Below are 15,956 nucleotides of genomic sequence, written 5' to 3' on the forward strand. Positions count from 1 at the left end.
GAAGATTCTCGGGCGTCCGGTGCCCGGCACCTGGGGCTGGGGTGCCGGTGGGCTGTCGGTGCCGTGTCGCCGGTCTGTCGACGGTCTGTCGACGGCCGCCCGGATCGTGGTACCGGCAACAGCGCAGCTCAGGAAGGACACACCATGACCACCACCCCGGTCACGATCATCGGCGCGGGACTCGGCGGCCTCACGCTGGCCCGCGTCCTGCACGTCCACGGCATCCCGGTCACGGTCCATGAGGCCGAACCCGCACCGGATGCGCGCGCGCAGGGCGGGATGCTCGACATCCACGACTACAACGGGCAGATCGCCCTGGCGGCGGCCGGGCTGACGGAGGAGTTCCGGGCCATCGTCCTGGAGGGCCGCCAGGCGATGCGCGTCCTGGACCGCGACGGCGCCGTCCTGCTCGACCGGCCCGACGACGGCACGGGCGGACGCCCCGAGGTGCAGCGCGGCGAGCTGCGCCGGATCCTGCTCGGCTCGCTCCCGGAGGGCACCGTCCGCTGGGGCAGCAAGGTCACCGGCACCCGCACCCTCGCCGACGGCCGCCACGAGGTGGCGTTCGCGGACGGCGGGACCGTCGTCACCGGACTGCTGGTCGGCGCGGACGGCGCCTGGTCGCGGGTCAGGCCGCTGCTCTCGGACGCGGTGCCCGCGTACGCCGGCGCGTCCTTCGTCGAGACGTACCTCTTCGACGCCGACACCCGGCACCCGGCCGCCGCGAAGGCGGTGGGCGGCGGGGCGATGATGGCGCTGGCGCCGGGCGGGGGCATCCAGGCCCACCGGGAGGACGGCGGCAGGCTGCACACGTATGTGGCGCTCTCCAGGCCGCGGGAGTGGTTCGACGCCGTCGACTTCTCCGACGCCGCCGGGGCCATCGCCCGGATCGCGCAGGAGTTCGACGGCTGGGCGCCGGAACTCACCTCCCTGCTCACCGAGAGCGACTCCGCGCCGGTGCTGCGCCCGCTGTACGGCCTGCCGGTCGGCCACCGGTGGGACAGGGTGCCGGGAGTGACCCTGATCGGCGACGCCGCCCACCTGGCGCCGCCGAACGGCGAGGGCGCCAACCTGGCGATGCTCGACGGCGCCGAACTCGCCCTGGCCCTGGCCGCGCACCCGGGCGACACCGAGGCCGCCCTCACCGCGTACGAGCGGGACATGTTCCCGCGCGGCGCCGAGGCCGCCACCGACGGCGCGGAGCTGCACGCGCTCATGTTCGGCGAGGACGCGCCGCACGGTCTGCTCGCGGCGTTCGCGGCGGGCGAGGAGGAGGCCGCCGGGGCGCACCCCGGTCAATGAGTCCGGCCGGTCGGCGAACCTGGCCGGTCAGCGACTCGGAGTCCGGCCGGTCAGTGAGTCGGAGTCCGGCCGGTCAGTGAGTCGACGAGGGCCAGGGCGTCGTCGACGGAGCCCGCCGGGTCGTCGAGCGGGTACAGCACGCCCCGGACCGTACGGGAGGAGTCGACGACGAGGGTGAGCCGCTTGAGCCGGTCCGCGCCCCCCGCGCGGAAGGTGGGCAGCCGCAGGGCGGCGGCCAGCTCCAGGCCCGCGTCGGACAGCAGCGGGAAGGCGATCCGCTCGTGCTCCGCGAAGGCGGCGAGCTGGTCGGGGCGCTGCGTACTGACCCCGTGCACCGCCGTGTCGCGCCGCGCGAAGTCCGCCATCCGGTCGCGGTAGGTGCACGACTCCAGCGTGCAGCCGCGGGTGCCGGGGATCAGCTCCCAGCCCGGCGGGTAGGCGTGCGCGCCGGGCGCGTAGGCCCCGGGGAAGCAGTACAGGACCGTGAGGGCCCGGTCCGCCGCGACCGGGTCGGCGGGCGCGTCACCGGGCCCGGCGAGCGTCAGCTCGGGAAGCCGGTGCCCCACCAGGGCGTGCACGCGCCGGGTCTCGGCGGAGTCGGCCGCGCTGGTCGCCGAGAGGGTGCCGTCGCCCATCACATGCCGGGCGCCCCAGTCCTGGAGGGCGACGAGGACCGGCAGCAGTCCGCGCCCGGCCGGTGTCAGGTGGTACGCGTAGCGCGGCGGGTGCGGGCTGTAGAGCCGCTTCTCCAGTACGCCGTCCGCGACCAGTCCCTTCAGGCGCTCGGTGAGCACCTTGCGGCTGATCCCGAGCCCCTCCCGCAGCGCGTCGAACTGGTGCGTGCCGCCCGCGACATCACGGATGAGCAGCAGCGTCCAGGGATCACCGACCACCGTCAGCGCCTGCGCGATGGCGCAGTCCGGATCGCTCAGCTCTGAGTAGCGCATGATCCATGAGTATAGTGAGTTCCCTAAAGAGACTCACTCGGCTCGCAGGGGGCAGGCATGGCGACGGCGGTACAGGGGCGGCCGGAGGGCGAACGGGACGGACAGGGCGGAGTGGCGGGGGCGGAGGGGGAGCCGGGGGACGGCCGGGCAGAGGTGCGGAGCGCGGCGGTGTTCTGGCGGTACTGGGGCGCGTCCACGGTGAGCGGGGTCGGCGACGCCGTGACCGGCGTGGCCCTGCCGCTGCTCGCGGTCCTCGTGCTGCACGCCTCCGCGTTCCAGGTCAGCCTGATCACGGCCGCCTCCTACGCCGCGTGGATCGTGATCGGCCTGCCGGCCGGCGTCCTCGTGCACCGGCTGCCGCTGCGCGGGACGCAGGTGGCGATGGACCTGGTCCGGGCCGTCGCGGTGGCCTCCGTGCCGGTCGCCGCCGCCCTCGGCGCGCTGAGCCTGGCACACCTGATCGCCGTCGCCCTGGTGGTCGGGCTGGCCTCGGTCGTCTTCGACGTGGGCACCTCGACCTTCCTGCCCTCCATCGTCGGCAAGGACGAGCTGACGGCCCGCAACAGCCTCACCTCGGGGACCCGGGCGGCCACCCAGCTCGGCGGCCCGTCCCTGGGCGGCGTCCTGGTCCAGGTGCTCGGCGCGGCGGCCTCGGTCGTGGTCGACGCGGTGAGCTACGTGCTGTCGGCGGCGCTCATGGCCAGCCTGCCGCGCGTCGGCCACCCGGCGCAGGAGGGCCCGCGCCGGGGCATGGGCGAGATGATCCGCGAGGGCTGGCGGTACGTCGTGCGCCATCCCGTCATCGGACCCTGCGCGGCCGACGCGACCGCCGTCAACTTCGTCTGCGGCGGCCTGATGGCGCTCACCCCGGTCTTCCTCGTCCGCACGCTCGACGCCCCGCCCGCACTGGTCGGCCTGCTGATCGCGACCGAGGGCATCGGCACGCTGGCCGGGGCCGCGCTGACCCCCCGGATCGCCGCCCGGCTGGGCACCGGCAGGGCGCTGCGCTGGGCCGCGGTGGCCGCCCCGTGCTGCGCGGTGCTGCTGCCGCTGTCCGGGCACGCCGCGGGCCTCGCCGTGTTCGCCCTGGGCAACGCCGGTTTCGCCGCGGCCGTGGTGGTGACCAGCATCGTCACCCGCACCTACCGGCAGACGGCCACACCCCCGGAGCTGCTGCCCCGGGTCATGGCCACGGTCCGCTTCATCTCCTGGGGCGCGATCCCCTTCGGCGCGCTGACCGCGGGCACCGCCGCCGCCCTGTGCGGCGACCGCGCCTCCCTCGCCCTCCTCGCCGCCCTCTCCCTGATCAGCCCCGCCGTCCTCCTCGCGAGCCCGGTCCGCCGGATGCGCGACCTCACCTGAACCGGCGCCCCGGTTTCCGCTGATCCGGCGCCCTGGCACGGCCTCCGGTACGGCGGGTTCGCGTACGCCGTACCGGGCCGTCGGCGGCCCCGGCCGCTCCCCGGGCAGCCGCCGCCCCGGCCCCGCTCAGCCGGGCAGATCCCCGGTGTACCGGTAGATGTTCCCGGCGGAGTTGACCCCCCAGACGGTTCCGTCCGCCCCGGCGCCGATGTCGGTGAGCGCGCCGGGGATCTGTACCCAGGGGCTGGCGTCGTCGCCGGTGTAGCGGTAGATGTTGCCACCGGCGTTCGCGCCCCACACCGAAGTGCGCGAACCGGCGTCGATCGCCTTCAGTCCGCCGCTGATCTGCTTCCAGGTGCTGCTGTCCTGGTCGCCGGTGTAGCGGTAGATGTTTCCGGCGGAGTTGACTCCCCAGACGGTGCCGTCGGCGGCGGCGCCGATGTCGGTGAGNNCGCCGGGGATCTGTACCCAGGGGTTGGCGTCGTTGTTGGTGTAGCGGTAGATGTTGCCGCTCGCGTTGACCCCCCACACGTTGGTCCGGGATCCCGCCGTGATCCGCGTCAGTCCGCCGCTGATCTGCTTCCAGGTGCTGCTGTCCTGGTCGCCGGTGTAGCGGTAGATGTTTCCGGCGGAGTTGACTCCCCAGACGGTGCCGTCGGCGGCGGCGCCGATGTCGGTGAGTCCGCCGGGGATCTGTACCCAGGGGTTGGCGTCGTTGTTGGTGTAGCGGTAGATGTTGCCGCTCGCGTTGACCCCCCACACGTTGGTCCGGGACCCCACCGCGATCCGCGTCAACGCGCCCGAGATCTGCTTCCAGTCGGCCATGGACCGGCTCCTTTCGCCTGAGAAGTGGCTCACCGTGACACTCCCCGAGCGAAACGATTCGCCGGACAAGTGAACTTCCTGGCGGCATACGAGAATTGTCCGCGAGGCAACGTTTGGCGACGGCGCTGCTCCGCCGGACAGGGCCGCGCCCTGCGACGGCCATCGTCAACCCGGCCAAAAGCCCTGTCCCACTCAGGGGTTGCCGATCGACGCCGAGTTGACGGCTCGGCGGATCCGTCAGGAAGCCGTCCGCGGGGGACGGGCCGCGTCGTGGCGGCGCCGGTTGTCCCCGATCTCCGTGCGGTGGGCGGCGGCCCGGTCGCCCAGCACGGTCAGGGTGTACTCCACCTTGGGCGGAACGCTCCTGGCCAACGTCGGCGCGGCCCTGGCCGGCCCGCGCAACCGGGCGCACGCCCTGCACACCGAACTCGCCGAGACCGACCCCGACGTCATCGGGGCCCGCTCCTACGCGATGTACCGCCACCGGGAGCGGCCCGAGGAGGTCATCGGCGACATGGACGCCTTCCGGGCCCTCGTCGGCCGCCCCGTGCGCGCCCGGTGATCCGTCAGCCGAACGGCCCGCAAGCGGACTCGGACCCGGACCCGGAAGCGGACCCGGACCCGGAAGCGGACTCGGCCCCGGAAAGGGACCCGGACTCGGGCGCGGAGGCGGGTCCCCCCGTCAGATAGCGGACCAGCATGGTGACGAGTTCGTCCTCGAACAGTGCGGCGTCGACCTGTCCGGGGCCCGCCATCACCCGGTGCACCACCATCTCCACCGTGGAGACGACGAGCCGGGCCGCGATGTCGGTGTCGGCGACCCGCACCTGCGGATGACGGCCGAGCAGCGCGCGGACGTACGCGATCCGCCGCTGCTCGTGGTCCGCGACCCGCTCCAGCAACTCCGGTGCCCGCGGCCCCTGTTCGATCATCACGCGGAGCAGCTTCGGGTCGTCGCGGTGGTTCTCGACGACTCCGCGCACGAAGAAGCGGATGATGCCCTCGATGGACTCCGGCAGCCCGTCCTGGTCGAGCGGTGCCGCGGCCATCCCGGCGTCGAGGTGCCGGGTCAGCAGCTCGACCAGGATCGCGTCCTTGTTCGGGTAGTACTGGTACAGCGAGCCGATCGACACCCGGGCCCGCTCCGCGATCCGGTTGGTGGTCCCGGCCGCGTACCCGTACTCGGCGAAAACGCGAGCAGCGGCGTCGAGGATGCGCTGCCGGGTCAGCTCCGCCCGGACCTGACGGGGCTGTTTACGTGGCTGAAGTCCGCGCCGGTCGGACGCCATGGCACCTCCTGCGACGGGCCGTGAAAGCGAGTAGCGCACGACCTGAGTAATTGCTCACAATAGTGTCATGAACTGCGGTGATGCGGCGACAGATCGCTGACGTCCGGCTCGCGCGCCGCCACCCTCGCCGCGCCGAAGGAAGGTGCCATGACCCCCACGACGACCTCGGCCGCCCTGCCGTCCGCCCCCGCGCGCCGCCGATTCCGCCAGGTCTCCCCACAGGAGGTGCGGGCCCGCCTCGGGCCGCCCGAGCCGCGGATCGAGGCGAAGGTGAAGGACCGCATCGACCGGTACGCCCACTGCTTCATCGCCCACTCGCCGTTCCTGGCGATGGCCACGGCGGACGCGGCCGGACGCGCCGACTCCTCGCCCCGCGGCGACTACCCCGGCTTCGTGAAGGTCCTCGACGCGCACACCCTCGCCCTCCCCGACCGCCCCGGCAACAAGATGGCCGACTCGTTCCGCAACCTCGCCGAGAACGACGGCATCGGACTCTGCTTCCTGGTCCCCGGCGTCCGCGAGGTCCTGCGCGTCAACGGCAGCGCGTACGTCACCGACGAACCCGACGTCCTGGTCCGCATGCGCACCGAGGCGAAACGGCCCGAGCTGGCGATCGTCGTCGAGGTCGCCGAGGTGTACTTCCACTGCGGGCGGGCGCTGGTCCGCTCCCGGCTGTGGGACCCCGCGAGCCAGGCGCTGGCCGAGGAGCTGCCCCCGGTCGGCGAGATCGTCGCCGCGCAGTTCGGGGGCGGGGTCGACCCGGCGCTGGTCGAGCGGTCCCTGGAGGACGCGTACCGCAGTCTCTACTGACCGGACCCACCGCCCGGCCGGCCAGACCCACCGCCCGGCCGGCCAGACCCACCGCCCGGCCGGCCAGACCCACCACCTGACCGGCCAGACCCACCACCCGGCCGACCAGACCCACCGCCCGACCGAGGGAACACCGCGCGACAGACCGAGGGAACACCGTGCAACAGACCGTCGTCGAACACATCGAACCCGTCGCCCAGGACGTCGTCGCCCTCACCCTGCGCGCCCGCGACGGACACCTCGCGCCCTGGGAGCCCGGCGCCCACATCGACCTGGAGCTGCCCAACTGGCTGACCCGCCCGTACTCGCTGTGCGGAGACCCCGCCGACCGGGACACCTACCGCGTGGCCGTCCGCCACGACCCGCTCAGCCGGGGCGGCTCGGAGTACGTCCACCGCTTCCTGCGCACCGGCCGCCCCCTCGCCGTCTCCGCGCCGCGCAACCACTTCCCGCTCGTCCCGGCCCCGGCGCATCTGTTCCTCGCCGGAGGCATCGGCATCACCCCGCTGCTGCCGATGCTGCGCGCGGCGAGGGCCGCCGGACGCCCGGCGACCCTGCTGTACACGGGCCGGTCCGCGCGCACCATGCCCTTCGTGGACGAACTGCGCCGCGCCCACGGCGACCGGGTGCGTGTCGTGGAGACCGAGCGGCAGGGCCGCCCGGACCTCACCGCGCTCGCCGCCGCGCTGGACCCGGACACCCACGTCCACTGCTGCGGGCCCGCGCCCATGCTCGCCGCCGCCGACGCGGCGTTCCCCGCCGACCGGCTGCACACCGAGCGGTTCCAGCCGACGGAGCGCGCCTTCGGCCCCGGCACGGCCTTCGAGGCGCACTGCGCACGCTCGGGTGACACCGTCGCCGTACCGGCCGGGACCTCACTGCTGGACGCCCTCGCCGACGCCGGGCACCCGCTGCCCTCCGGCTGCCGCGAAGGTGTCTGCGGCAGCTGCGAGGTCACCGTCCTGGACGGCGAGCCGGAACACCGCGACGACATCGGCGCCGAACGGGGCCGCATGTACACATGTGTATCCCGCGCGCTGACGCCCCGGCTCGTCCTCGACCTCTGACCCGTTCTCGGCCTCTGCCCGTTCCCGACCTGCGAAAGGCACCCCGCACAGCATGCTGCCCAAGGTGCAGTCACCCACGTCCCGGCGCATGATCACGCTGGAGGTCCGCCGGACCGCCCGGACCACCCCGCACTTCGTCACCGTCACCCTCGGCGGACCCCAGCTCGAACACCTGGTGCCGTCCGGCTTCGACCAGGCCGTCCGGCTGTTCTTCCCCCGCGCGGGCCAGGACACCCTCACGATGCCCACCCTCTCCAGCGAGGCGTGGATGGCGCAGGTCCTGCTCCTGCCCAAGTCCCGCAGGCCCTGGGTGCGCAACTACACCGTCCGCCGGGTCCGCCCCGAACTCGCCGAGCTGGACATCGAGTTCGCCCTGCACGGCTCCACCCCCGCCTGCGCCTGGGCGCTGGCGGCCCGGCCAGGCGACCCGGCGGGCGTCTTCGACATGGGCCTGACCTATCTGCCCCCGCCCGGCACCCGGCGCCAGTTGCTCGTCGCCGACGAGAGCGCCGTACCCGCCGTCCTCGCCATCCTGGAGGACGCGCCCGCCGCCCTGGAGGCGGACGTCTATCTGGAGGTACCCGGGAGCGCGGACATCCGCACGGACCTCACCGCCCCCGCGGGCGCCCGGGTCCACTGGCTGCCCCGCGACGGCTCCACCGCCCTCCCCGGCCGCCTCGCCCTCGACGCGGTCAGCTCCGCGCCGCTGCCCGACGGCCCCTTCTACACCTGGGTCGCGGGCGAGTCCGGCCTCGCCACCGGTCTGCGCAGACACCTCACCCGCGACCGGGGCGTCCCGAGGACCCGCATAGCCTTCCAGGGCTACTGGCGCCACGGCCGCTCCAGCCCCGGCTGACCCCGCCCGGCTGACCCTGCCCGGCAGGCATCCCGCACGGCTAGGCGGGTACGCAGACTTCCTTGCCCTTCATCGTGTACTGCTCGATGACATCGATGAGCGGGTAGACACATCCGGCGGCGAGATAGGTGGTCCACACCTCCGTGCCGGTGTCGTCACCGGCGAAGAGCGGTCCGTGGACGGTCTTGCTGTAGTTCGCGCCGCCGCCCGTGGTGTTCTGCCAGCCGAGGCGTACGTGGACGATGTCGCCCGCGTGCTTCCAGTAGCCGACACCGATGCGGCCGGTCTGGCCCACCCCGCCGGTGACGTCGATGCAGAGGTCGCCGTTGCCCAGGTTGGTGCACCGCTGGACATAGCCCAGCGGTGAGCGGGGGGCCGCCGTCGTGGCCGCGCCCGCCGCGGTCGTCGTCGTCAGTACGGTGAGGGCGGCGGCGCCCGCGATGAGCCCGGTCCGGAGTGATGCGCGCACGGGACGTACCTCTTCTGTGAGGGGGTGTGGGAAAGCCGGCCGTGAGACACGGCCGGCGCCCTCAGCATTCAGGAGCGCCGCGCGCCCGGAACAGCGCGAAACCGGCCAAACGGTGTGATGCCGGGGTGAAGGGATCTCAACGTGACCCGCGCAACCGGAGGACATACGACGCGGTGAGTGCGACGGCGCGGTCCTCGTCCCGGGCCAGTTCCGCGAGGGCACGGGAGGAGGTGGCCCCCTCGATGCCCGCGAGCGCCTGGGCCACGGCGTGCCGCCCGTGCGCCGTGAGGGAACCGCGGGCGAGGCGGCCGGCGAGCCCGGCGGCGATCTCCTCCGCCAGGTCCGGATCACCGGCCAGCGCGCTGAGCGCATCGGCCGCGTCGACGTCGTTCGTCCCCCGGACGACCATGTCGACGAGCACCGGGACGGCCGCGGCCACCCCCCGTACGCCGAGCGCCAGCGCCGCGTGCCGGGCGACCACGGATCCGGCACCGCATCCACCGCCGTATCCCTCCTCGGGCTCGCCCCCGGCCTCGCCCAAGGCGCTCCGTAGCAGCGCGGTCGCCTCGTCGCCCGGGATCTCGGCGAGGGCCAGGACGGCTCGTTCGCGCACCTCGGCCACGGGCGAGGCGAGCCCGTCCGCCAGCAGAGCCGCCGCCTGACCGCCCGCCCGCGCCAGCGCCCACCGCAGCGCACCGGCGGCATTCGGGTCCGTCTCGTGCAGTACGGCCTCCACCAGCGCCTCCACCGGCACCGGATCCTGCCCGGCCGAGGACAGGGCCGCGCGCTGGCGCCTCCCGGCGCTCTCCGAGCCCAGGGCGTGCAGCAGCGCGACGGTCTGGAGGACGTCCTCCCAGTCGTCCGGGTCCGCCGCGCCGATCCGCCGGAGCCGGGTGAGCAGCGCCGTCTCCTCCGCGATGCGGGCCCGCGTCTGCCGGACGAGGTCGTCGACGAGCGCCGACGGCCGGAAACCCGGATCGTCCAGCGCCCGCGCGACCTCGCGCAGCGACAGCCCCAGCGACCGCAGGCTCTCGACATGGAAGATCCGCCGGATGTCCTCGGCGGAGTACTCCCGGTAGCCGGACCCGGTGCGCACCGACGGCCGCACCAGGCCCAGCGACTCGTAGTGCCTGAGCATGCGGGCACTGACCCCGGAGCGCCGTGCCACCTCACCGATCAGCACACGTATCACTCCTCCCGGCCGGTCGGTCCCAGCGCCACGACGCGCTTCGCCTCCTCGATCGCGAACTCGAACCCGGCGTCCGGGTCGCGCAACAGCCGTTCCGTGCCGACCGCGTGCGCACACACCCGGGGGTCGGAGTGCCGTGCCGCACCGCGCAGCACCGGTACGACGACGTCCGCGCCGAGCGCGATCAGCGCCCGGCTCAGACTCAGCCGCGTCTCCCGTCCGCCGCGTCCGAGCTGGGTCACCAGCACACCGGCGAGCGTGGGCACCTCGTCCTCGGGGGCCAGCACGACCGCCGCCCGCCAGGCGCACCGGGCCACCTCGTCGTCGGCGTCGGTCAGCAGCGCCCGGGTGATCGACGGCCAGGCCCGCCGGTCCCCGATCTTGGACAGGGTGTGCAGCGACTGGCTCCGTGCCCGCGCCCGCACCGAGCGGAGTTCACCGAGGAGCCGGGGCAGCGTCACCGACACCGGGTGCCGGGTGAGCGCCCAGGTCAGCATGTCCCGTACGAACAGCTCGGGCTCGACCGCGCACCGGTCGACGAGCCCGTCGACGTAGCGCGGATCCGGGTCCGTACCCGCCGCCAGCGCGGTCCGCAGCCGCACCGACGCGTCGCCGTTCGTCAGCCCGCGCAGCACGCGCGCCACGTCCGTGACGTCGTCCACCCCGTCCATCCCGTCCACCCCGGTCATCGGGACCACCTCCTGGTCCCGCAGTGAAGACCCTGCCACGGTGTCAAGGTCAAGCGGCCTCCGGTCACCCGGTCACGCTAACCGTCCTCGCCCGCCGGCCGGGCCTCCAGCGCGGCGGCCACGAACGACGCGAGCAGCGGACGCCGGTCCCGCTCGTTCCAGGCGAGCACGAGACGGCTGGGCGGGGCGTCGGCCACGGGGACGCAGACGAGACCGGCCGGAGCCGGTACGACCAGTGAGCGCGGCAGCATCCCGACCGTCCGGCCGACCGCGATCATCTGGAACAGCTGCACCACGTCGGCGACCTCGGGACCGGTGCCGTCGCCCCCGGGCACCCCCTTCCAGCGCGGCAGCGTCTCCTCGGCCAGCTCGGCCGTGCGCACCGAGGCACGCCCGGCCAGGCGGTGGCCGGACGGCACGACGGCCACACGGTCCTCGGTGTGCAGCGTCTCGTGCGCCAGGCCGTCGAGCGGGTCGAAGGGGGCGTAGAGCAGTCCCGCGTCGGCGCGGCCGTCGCGCAGGAAGTCGGCGCGGTCGGCGGGCCCGCTGAACAGGATGTCCACCTGGTGGGCGTCGGGCCGCAGGGCGTACCGGGCGAGGATCGCGGACAGCAGCCCGGCGTCGCCGCCGGGTTTGAGCACGAGCCTCAGCCGCTCCCGGGTGTCCCCGGCACGCCGGGCCCGCCGGACGGCGGCACCGACCGCGTTGAGCGCGTGCCGCCCGTGCTCCTGCAACGCCTCGCCGGCCGGGGTGAGTTCGACATGCCGGCTGGAACGCAGGAACAACTGCACACCCAGTCGGGACTCGATCCGCCGGATCGTCTTCGACAGCGCCGGCTGGGCGATCGACAGCCGGGCGGCGGCCCGGCCGAAGTGCAGTTCATCGGCGAGCGTGACGAAGTGCTCCAGCTCGCGGGTCTCCAGTTCAGCCATTCCGCCAGGTTATCGCCGCATGCCGAACCGGTCTTGGACACCGGCGGGGCGAGCCGCCGAGAATCGTCGCATGATTCACCACACGATGCTCGTGTCCTTCGACGAGCCCCTGCCCGACGCCACCCTCGATCAATACCTCACGGACATCGAACGGGCACTGCTCGACTCCGGTCTCGTACGCTCGGTCGCGGCCCGGCGGCACCTCCCCGTGCCGGGCGAGGAGGCCATCCCCGCGCTGATCGCCACCGTCGTCGTGCAGGTCGCGGTGACCGACACCGACACACTGGCGAAGGTGTTCGCCGCCCCCGGTCTGCACGAGGTCATCGCCCGCTGGCGGGCCCGGTACTCGTACAAGGTCGCCTGGGCGAACCACGAACCCCTGACCTGACCTGACCCGGCCGACCTGACCTGACCCGGCCAGGCCGGGTCAGGCCCGTCCGGTCCGGTCCGGCTCAGCGCCGCACGTCGTACACGCGGTTGGTGAGCGTCTCGTCTTGGCGATCCGGTCGGGATGGGAGTGCATGACGGCCACACCCATGCGCAACTGCCGGTCGCGGAGCTGGTCGTAGAGGCGGGAGAGGATCTCGTTGCCGCCGCTGCGGACGATCTCCGCGTGGAAGCCGCCGAGGTCGTGGAGGCAGTCGAAGAACGTCACGAGGTCGTAGCCGCCGCCGGGGAACTCGTGCGCGGCGGCCACCTCGAACGTCACGCGGTCGGCGACGCCCGCCTCCTCGGCCGGCTTCCGAGCCGCTTCGACGGAGGGCCCGTGGAAGTCGAACCCGTGGAAGCGGGACCGCGGGAACGCCGTGGCCATGAGTACGGTCGAACGGCCGAACCCGCAGCCCACGTCGGCGACCGAGGCACCGTCCCTGAGCTTGGCCTCGACGCCTTCCAGGGCGGGCAGCCACTCCCGGACGCAGCGCTCGACCAGCCCCGTCCTCGCGGCCAGTTCGTCCGAGGTGAGCGGCCCCGCGCCCGCCATCGCGGTGTACAGCCCCAGGCGGACACCCGAAGAGGTGGAGACCCCGGCGGAGGCGGCGGCGTTGTCGGCCACCACCCGTTCGAGGAATTCCCGTACGCGTTGCTCGTCCGTGATGCCGGAGACCCTTTCAAGCGGCTGATTCCGTTCCCGGTCTTCCCACGAACGGGACGTCCCGCACGGTGCACCCGGCCCGCTCCCGGTCAGCCGCGCAGATGGCGGCTCACATCACCCACCAGATGGATCCGCACCCGCCGCTCCACGAACCGCCACTCGCCGTCGCGGCGCTCGAAGCGGTCGTGGTAGCGCCCCGCGGCCACGGGCTGCAACGGGAAGTCGGGCAGGCTCTGGAACACGGTCACGTAGGCGCGCGCGGTGGCGGTGCCGGCCTCCCCGTCGACCTCGACGGCGACGTTGCTCGTGGCGTGGTGGGTCCGGGGCGTGCCGTCCTCGTAGAGGATCACCGAGTCGCGGAGCATCTTCGCCACGGCCTCACCGCCCCGGACCGGTGCGCCGCTCCCGACGAACACGGCGTCGGCGAACAGTTCCCCGACCCCGGCGAAGTCTCCGGTGTCGACCCGCTCCGCGTAGGAGGCGATCAGGTTGGTGATGGCGTGTGTGTCCGTGGTCGCGTGCATACGTATGAGACTACGTGGCCTGGTGCCCGTCGGTTCCGTACGCGGACCGGCGGGCGGGCACACCTCACTCGCCTCACTCGCCGGGGCGCGCGTCCGGCCGCGCCGCCGCGGCCTCCGCCTTGGCCCGGGTCTCGTCGGCGCGCACGGCGCGCAGCGCGGTGAACAGCTCCGCGGCCCGGTACCAGTTCGCCCGCGCCCGCGCGACGTTCCCCTGCTCCAGCTCCGCGGTGGCGAGGTGGTCGAGCACATCGGCCACGTTGTAGTCGTCGAGGACTTCCTGGTAGATACCGAGCGCCGTGCCGTAGTGCGCGATCGCCGCGGTGAGGTCGCCCGCGCGCTGCCGGGCGTGCCCCATGTGCCTCCAGGTCGCCGCCTCGTCATGGCGGTTCCCGGTCTCCCGCAGCAGCGGAAGCACCTCCTCGCAGGTCGCGACGGCCTCCTTCGGATCGCCGGACACACAGAGGAAGTACGCCACGATGGCGAGCGCCCGCGCGACCTCGTAGGGCTGGCCGAGGCTCCGGGCGAGGGCCAGGCTGTTGCGGGCGTGCCGCAGGCCCTCGTCGTAGCGCTGCTCGTAGTGGCGTATCCGGCTGGCGTGCCGCTCGGCCTGGAGCTGCTCGTCCAGGGGCAGCCGGGGAAGCTGGCCCAGGATCACGCCGAGCAGTTCACCGGCCTCGTCGAGGTCGCCCTGCTCGACGAGCGCACGCGACAGGTTCGCTCCGGTCCGTGCGACGCCGACCGGATCGTCGAGGGTGAGGGCGGCGTCGAGCGCGGTGCGGCAGGCGGCGATCTCCTCAGCCCAGCGCCCGGTGACCGAGTTGTAGGCCACCCACTCCAGCGTGAGGTCGAGGCGGTGGCGCAGCAGCCGCGGGTCGTGGAAGGCGCGCAGAGCGGCGTCGGCGGTGGACTCCTCCCGGCGGTACCACTCCAGCGCCTCCTCGCGGTCGCCGGTCTCGACACGCGCCACACCCGGCACCGGGGTCCCGGCCGGCCGGGAGGGGAAGCGCCAGACGAACCGGTTGGCACCGTGGGCGTTGTGCCGCAGATAGTCCAGCAGCCGCGTCTCGGCGCCGAGCCGGTCGTCCTTCTCCTGTGCGAACAGCTCGGTGCCGTAGTCCCGTACGAGATCGTGCAGCACGTAGCAGCCGTCCGTGTCCCGGGTGAGCAGGCTGGCCGCGGTCAGCTCCCGCAGACAGCGCAGGCCCTGCGCCTCCCCGACGCCCGCCAGCGAGGCGGCTGCCTCGGCGGAGACGGCCGGGCCGGGGTGGACGCAGAGGTACCGGAAGAACCGTGCCGTCCCGGCGCCGAGCGCCCGGTAGGACCAGGAGAACACGGCACGGACGTCCACCCGGCCGTCGTCGACCGACAGGGCGTCCAGCCGCGGCCGGGTCTCCCGCAGTTCCCGCACGCCCACCCGCAGCGGCATCCCGGGCACCGTGCTGAGCTGGGCGCCGACGACGGCGACCGCCAGCGGCAGGCAGCCGCACAGCTCGACCAGCTCGGCGGCGGCCGCGGGCTCCGCCGCGCACCGCTCCTCGCCGATCCGGGCCGCCAGCGCCGTCACGGCCTCCTCCCGGCTCCATACGTCCAGGCTGACCAGCGAGGCGCCCTCCGCCGCCGCGAGACCGGGCAGCCTATCGCGCGAGGTGATGATCGTCAGACATCCCGCCGAGCCCGGGAGCAGCGGCCTGACCTGGTCCGCGTCCCGCGCGTTGTCCAGGACCACGATCAGCCGCAGCGCGGCCGCCCGCTCCCGGAACAGGGCGCTGCGCCGCTCGGCGCCGGACGGGATGTCCTCGCCGGGCACGTCCAGCGCGCGCAGGAAGCCACCGAGCGCCTCCCCCGGGTCCAGGGGCTGCCCGTCGGCGTCGAAACCCCGCAGATTGACGTAGAGCTGGCCGTCCGGGAACCGTTCCGCCGCCTCGTGCGCCCAGTGCACCGCCAGCGTGGTCTTGCCGACCCCGGCCATGCCGCCGATCGCGGAGATGACGACGTGCCCGCCGCGCCCGGCCATGTGCGAGGTGAACCCGCGGACGGCCGCGAGCGCCTGCTCCCGGCCGCGGAAGACCGCGAGATCGGGCGGCAGTTGCCGCGGGACCCGCCGGGAGTGCCGGGTGGCCGCGCGCACCAGGCGCCGCCGCTCGCCCTCCTCCAGCCGCAGCGCGTCCAGCAGTTCGCCCAGCGTGGCCTGGCGCGGCAGGCTCCGCCCGCGCTCCATGTCGCTGATGGCCCGGACACTCACACCCGACGCCTCGGCCAGGCTCTCCAGGGTGAGCAGTGCCCGCTGCCGCGCCTCGCGCAGCAGCCCGCCGAATGTGTTCTCGTCCATACCCACATCCCCGGCGACGGGCCCCCGCCACGCCTGCCCCGGCCGGATCTCGTCGCTTCGGAACCGTATGAACCTAGCAGTTCTGGATCGGACACCACAGATGCCGTCTCAGCTGGTGAACCGGCACCGGCAGGCACGGGCGTGGGCGGCCCGCCGAACTGCCGCGCGATCTGCCCCACGGCCTCGGACGGCGGAGCCGCCGGCCACGCCTCGGAGCAGGTCCGGTCCGCGACGGTGGCGGTGTCCGGCGGCGGGCCGCCCGCGCGCTCGGGT

General features: G+C 73.9%; 17 protein-coding genes. 7 read left to right on the forward strand and 10 right to left on the reverse strand.

The annotated features are described in order from the left end of the window. Window positions 1-144: 144 nt before the first annotated feature. Entirely contained in the window at window positions 145-1,302 is a 1,158-nt protein-coding gene (locus B086_RS0115055) for an FAD-dependent oxidoreductase (RefSeq protein ID WP_018567245.1), read from the forward strand. 50 nt (window positions 1,303-1,352) lie between these two features. On the opposite strand, the gene B086_RS0115060 is transcribed toward B086_RS0115055, so the two are convergent. Further along, on the reverse strand, window positions 1,353-2,249 hold the full coding sequence (locus B086_RS0115060; RefSeq protein ID WP_018567246.1) for a winged helix-turn-helix transcriptional regulator: 897 nt from the start codon (window positions 2,247-2,249) through the stop codon (window positions 1,353-1,355). A 57-nt stretch (window positions 2,250-2,306) separates the two neighbouring features. Here B086_RS0115060 and B086_RS0115065 point away from each other — a divergent pair, with 57 nt between their 5' ends. Then, entirely contained in the window at window positions 2,307-3,611 is a 1,305-nt protein-coding gene (locus tag B086_RS0115065) for an MFS transporter (protein ID WP_018567247.1), read from the forward strand. Window positions 3,612-3,737: 126 nt separating this feature from the next. Here the strand turns inward: B086_RS0115065 and B086_RS0115070 are convergent, their stop codons facing one another. Next, window positions 3,738-4,436 (reverse strand): tectonin domain-containing protein, encoded by a 699-nt coding sequence (locus B086_RS0115070; protein ID WP_018567248.1) that lies wholly within the window; start codon window positions 4,434-4,436, stop codon window positions 3,738-3,740. A gap of 349 nt (window positions 4,437-4,785) precedes the next feature. On the opposite strand from B086_RS0115070, the gene B086_RS0115080 reads away from it, so the two are divergent. Beyond that, a complete protein-coding gene (locus B086_RS0115080) occupies window positions 4,786-4,998 on the forward strand; it encodes a hypothetical protein (protein ID WP_018567250.1) in 213 nt (70 codons plus the stop codon). 4 nt (window positions 4,999-5,002) lie between these two features. On the opposite strand, the gene B086_RS0115085 is transcribed toward B086_RS0115080, so the two are convergent. Next, window positions 5,003-5,725: a TetR/AcrR family transcriptional regulator gene (locus B086_RS0115085; RefSeq protein WP_018567251.1), complete on the reverse strand. Its 723-nt coding sequence runs from the start codon at window positions 5,723-5,725 to the stop codon at window positions 5,003-5,005. Between the two features lie 147 nt (window positions 5,726-5,872). Between B086_RS0115085 and B086_RS0115090 the strand changes: the two genes are divergently transcribed. The 3 genes from B086_RS0115090 (at window position 5,873) to B086_RS0115100 (ending at window position 8,458) form a co-directional block, all read left to right on the forward strand. Continuing rightward, a complete protein-coding gene (locus B086_RS0115090; RefSeq protein ID WP_018567252.1) occupies window positions 5,873-6,535 on the forward strand; it encodes an MSMEG_1061 family FMN-dependent PPOX-type flavoprotein in 663 nt (220 codons plus the stop codon). Window positions 6,536-6,693: 158 nt separating this feature from the next. Continuing rightward, a complete protein-coding gene (locus tag B086_RS0115095; protein ID WP_018567253.1) occupies window positions 6,694-7,602 on the forward strand; it encodes a PDR/VanB family oxidoreductase in 909 nt (302 codons plus the stop codon). Between the two features lie 88 nt (window positions 7,603-7,690). Next, complete coding sequence (locus B086_RS0115100) at window positions 7,691-8,458, forward strand: siderophore-interacting protein (protein ID WP_018567254.1); 768 nt, start codon at window positions 7,691-7,693, stop codon at window positions 8,456-8,458. Between the two features lie 40 nt (window positions 8,459-8,498). Here the strand turns inward: B086_RS0115100 and B086_RS0115105 are convergent, their stop codons facing one another. The 4 genes from B086_RS0115105 to B086_RS0115120 form a co-directional block, all read right to left on the reverse strand. Beyond that, entirely contained in the window at window positions 8,499-8,927 is a 429-nt protein-coding gene (locus B086_RS0115105; protein ID WP_018567255.1) for a hypothetical protein, read from the reverse strand. A gap of 136 nt (window positions 8,928-9,063) precedes the next feature. Continuing rightward, window positions 9,064-10,110 carry a MerR family transcriptional regulator gene (locus B086_RS0115110; protein WP_018567256.1) on the reverse strand — a complete coding sequence of 349 codons (1,047 nt, stop codon included), beginning with the start codon at window positions 10,108-10,110 and terminating at the stop codon, window positions 9,064-9,066. A gap of 5 nt (window positions 10,111-10,115) precedes the next feature. Beyond that, window positions 10,116-10,805, reverse strand: coding sequence for a HEAT repeat domain-containing protein (locus B086_RS0115115; RefSeq protein ID WP_018567257.1), 690 nt, complete (start codon window positions 10,803-10,805; stop codon window positions 10,116-10,118). Between the two features lie 77 nt (window positions 10,806-10,882). Then, the gene (locus B086_RS0115120; protein WP_018567258.1) at window positions 10,883-11,737 is read right to left on the reverse strand and encodes a LysR family transcriptional regulator; all 855 of its coding nucleotides are present in this window, start codon (window positions 11,735-11,737) and stop codon (window positions 10,883-10,885) included. 70 nt (window positions 11,738-11,807) lie between these two features. On the opposite strand from B086_RS0115120, the gene B086_RS0115125 reads away from it, so the two are divergent. Next, window positions 11,808-12,125: a hypothetical protein gene (locus B086_RS0115125; RefSeq protein ID WP_026252448.1), complete on the forward strand. Its 318-nt coding sequence runs from the start codon at window positions 11,808-11,810 to the stop codon at window positions 12,123-12,125. A 39-nt stretch (window positions 12,126-12,164) separates the two neighbouring features. On the opposite strand, the gene B086_RS40050 is transcribed toward B086_RS0115125, so the two are convergent. From B086_RS40050 to B086_RS40055, 3 genes are all read right to left on the reverse strand, one after another. Beyond that, window positions 12,165-12,794: a class I SAM-dependent methyltransferase gene (locus tag B086_RS40050; RefSeq protein WP_018567260.1), complete on the reverse strand. Its 630-nt coding sequence runs from the start codon at window positions 12,792-12,794 to the stop codon at window positions 12,165-12,167. A 125-nt stretch (window positions 12,795-12,919) separates the two neighbouring features. Further along, a complete protein-coding gene (locus B086_RS0115135) occupies window positions 12,920-13,354 on the reverse strand; it encodes a nuclear transport factor 2 family protein (protein ID WP_018567261.1) in 435 nt (144 codons plus the stop codon). Window positions 13,355-13,427: 73 nt separating this feature from the next. Beyond that, complete coding sequence (locus tag B086_RS40055; RefSeq protein WP_051115839.1) at window positions 13,428-15,683, reverse strand: ATP-binding protein; 2,256 nt, start codon at window positions 15,681-15,683, stop codon at window positions 13,428-13,430. Between the last annotated feature and the right edge of the window lie 273 nt (window positions 15,684-15,956).

It is taken from the genome of Streptomyces sp. PsTaAH-124, assembly GCF_000373685.1.
In the GTDB taxonomy this organism is placed as follows: domain Bacteria; phylum Actinomycetota; class Actinomycetes; order Streptomycetales; family Streptomycetaceae; genus Streptomyces; species Streptomyces andamanensis.

Bases quoted from the DNA above. Each gene is read 5' to 3' on its own strand.
- B086_RS0115055 (WP_018567245.1), top strand. From the start codon at position 145: ATGACCACCACCCCGGTCACGATCATCGGCGCGGGACTCGGCGGCCTC.
- B086_RS0115060 (WP_018567246.1), bottom strand. From the start codon at position 2,249: ATGCGCTACTCAGAGCTGAGCGATCCGGACTGCGCCATCGCGCAGGCG.
- B086_RS0115065 (WP_018567247.1), top strand. From the start codon at position 2,307: ATGGCGACGGCGGTACAGGGGCGGCCGGAGGGCGAACGGGACGGACAG.
- B086_RS0115085 (WP_018567251.1), bottom strand. From the start codon at position 5,725: ATGGCGTCCGACCGGCGCGGACTTCAGCCACGTAAACAGCCCCGTCAG.
- B086_RS0115090 (WP_018567252.1), top strand. From the start codon at position 5,873: ATGACCCCCACGACGACCTCGGCCGCCCTGCCGTCCGCCCCCGCGCGC.
- B086_RS0115100 (WP_018567254.1), top strand. From the start codon at position 7,691: ATGATCACGCTGGAGGTCCGCCGGACCGCCCGGACCACCCCGCACTTC.
- B086_RS0115115 (WP_018567257.1), bottom strand. From the start codon at position 10,805: ATGACCGGGGTGGACGGGATGGACGGGGTGGACGACGTCACGGACGTG.
- B086_RS0115120 (WP_018567258.1), bottom strand. From the start codon at position 11,737: ATGGCTGAACTGGAGACCCGCGAGCTGGAGCACTTCGTCACGCTCGCC.
- B086_RS0115125 (WP_026252448.1), top strand. From the start codon at position 11,808: ATGATTCACCACACGATGCTCGTGTCCTTCGACGAGCCCCTGCCCGAC.
- B086_RS0115135 (WP_018567261.1), bottom strand. From the start codon at position 13,354: ATGCACGCGACCACGGACACACACGCCATCACCAACCTGATCGCCTCC.
- B086_RS40055 (WP_051115839.1), bottom strand. From the start codon at position 15,683: ATGGACGAGAACACATTCGGCGGGCTGCTGCGCGAGGCGCGGCAGCGG.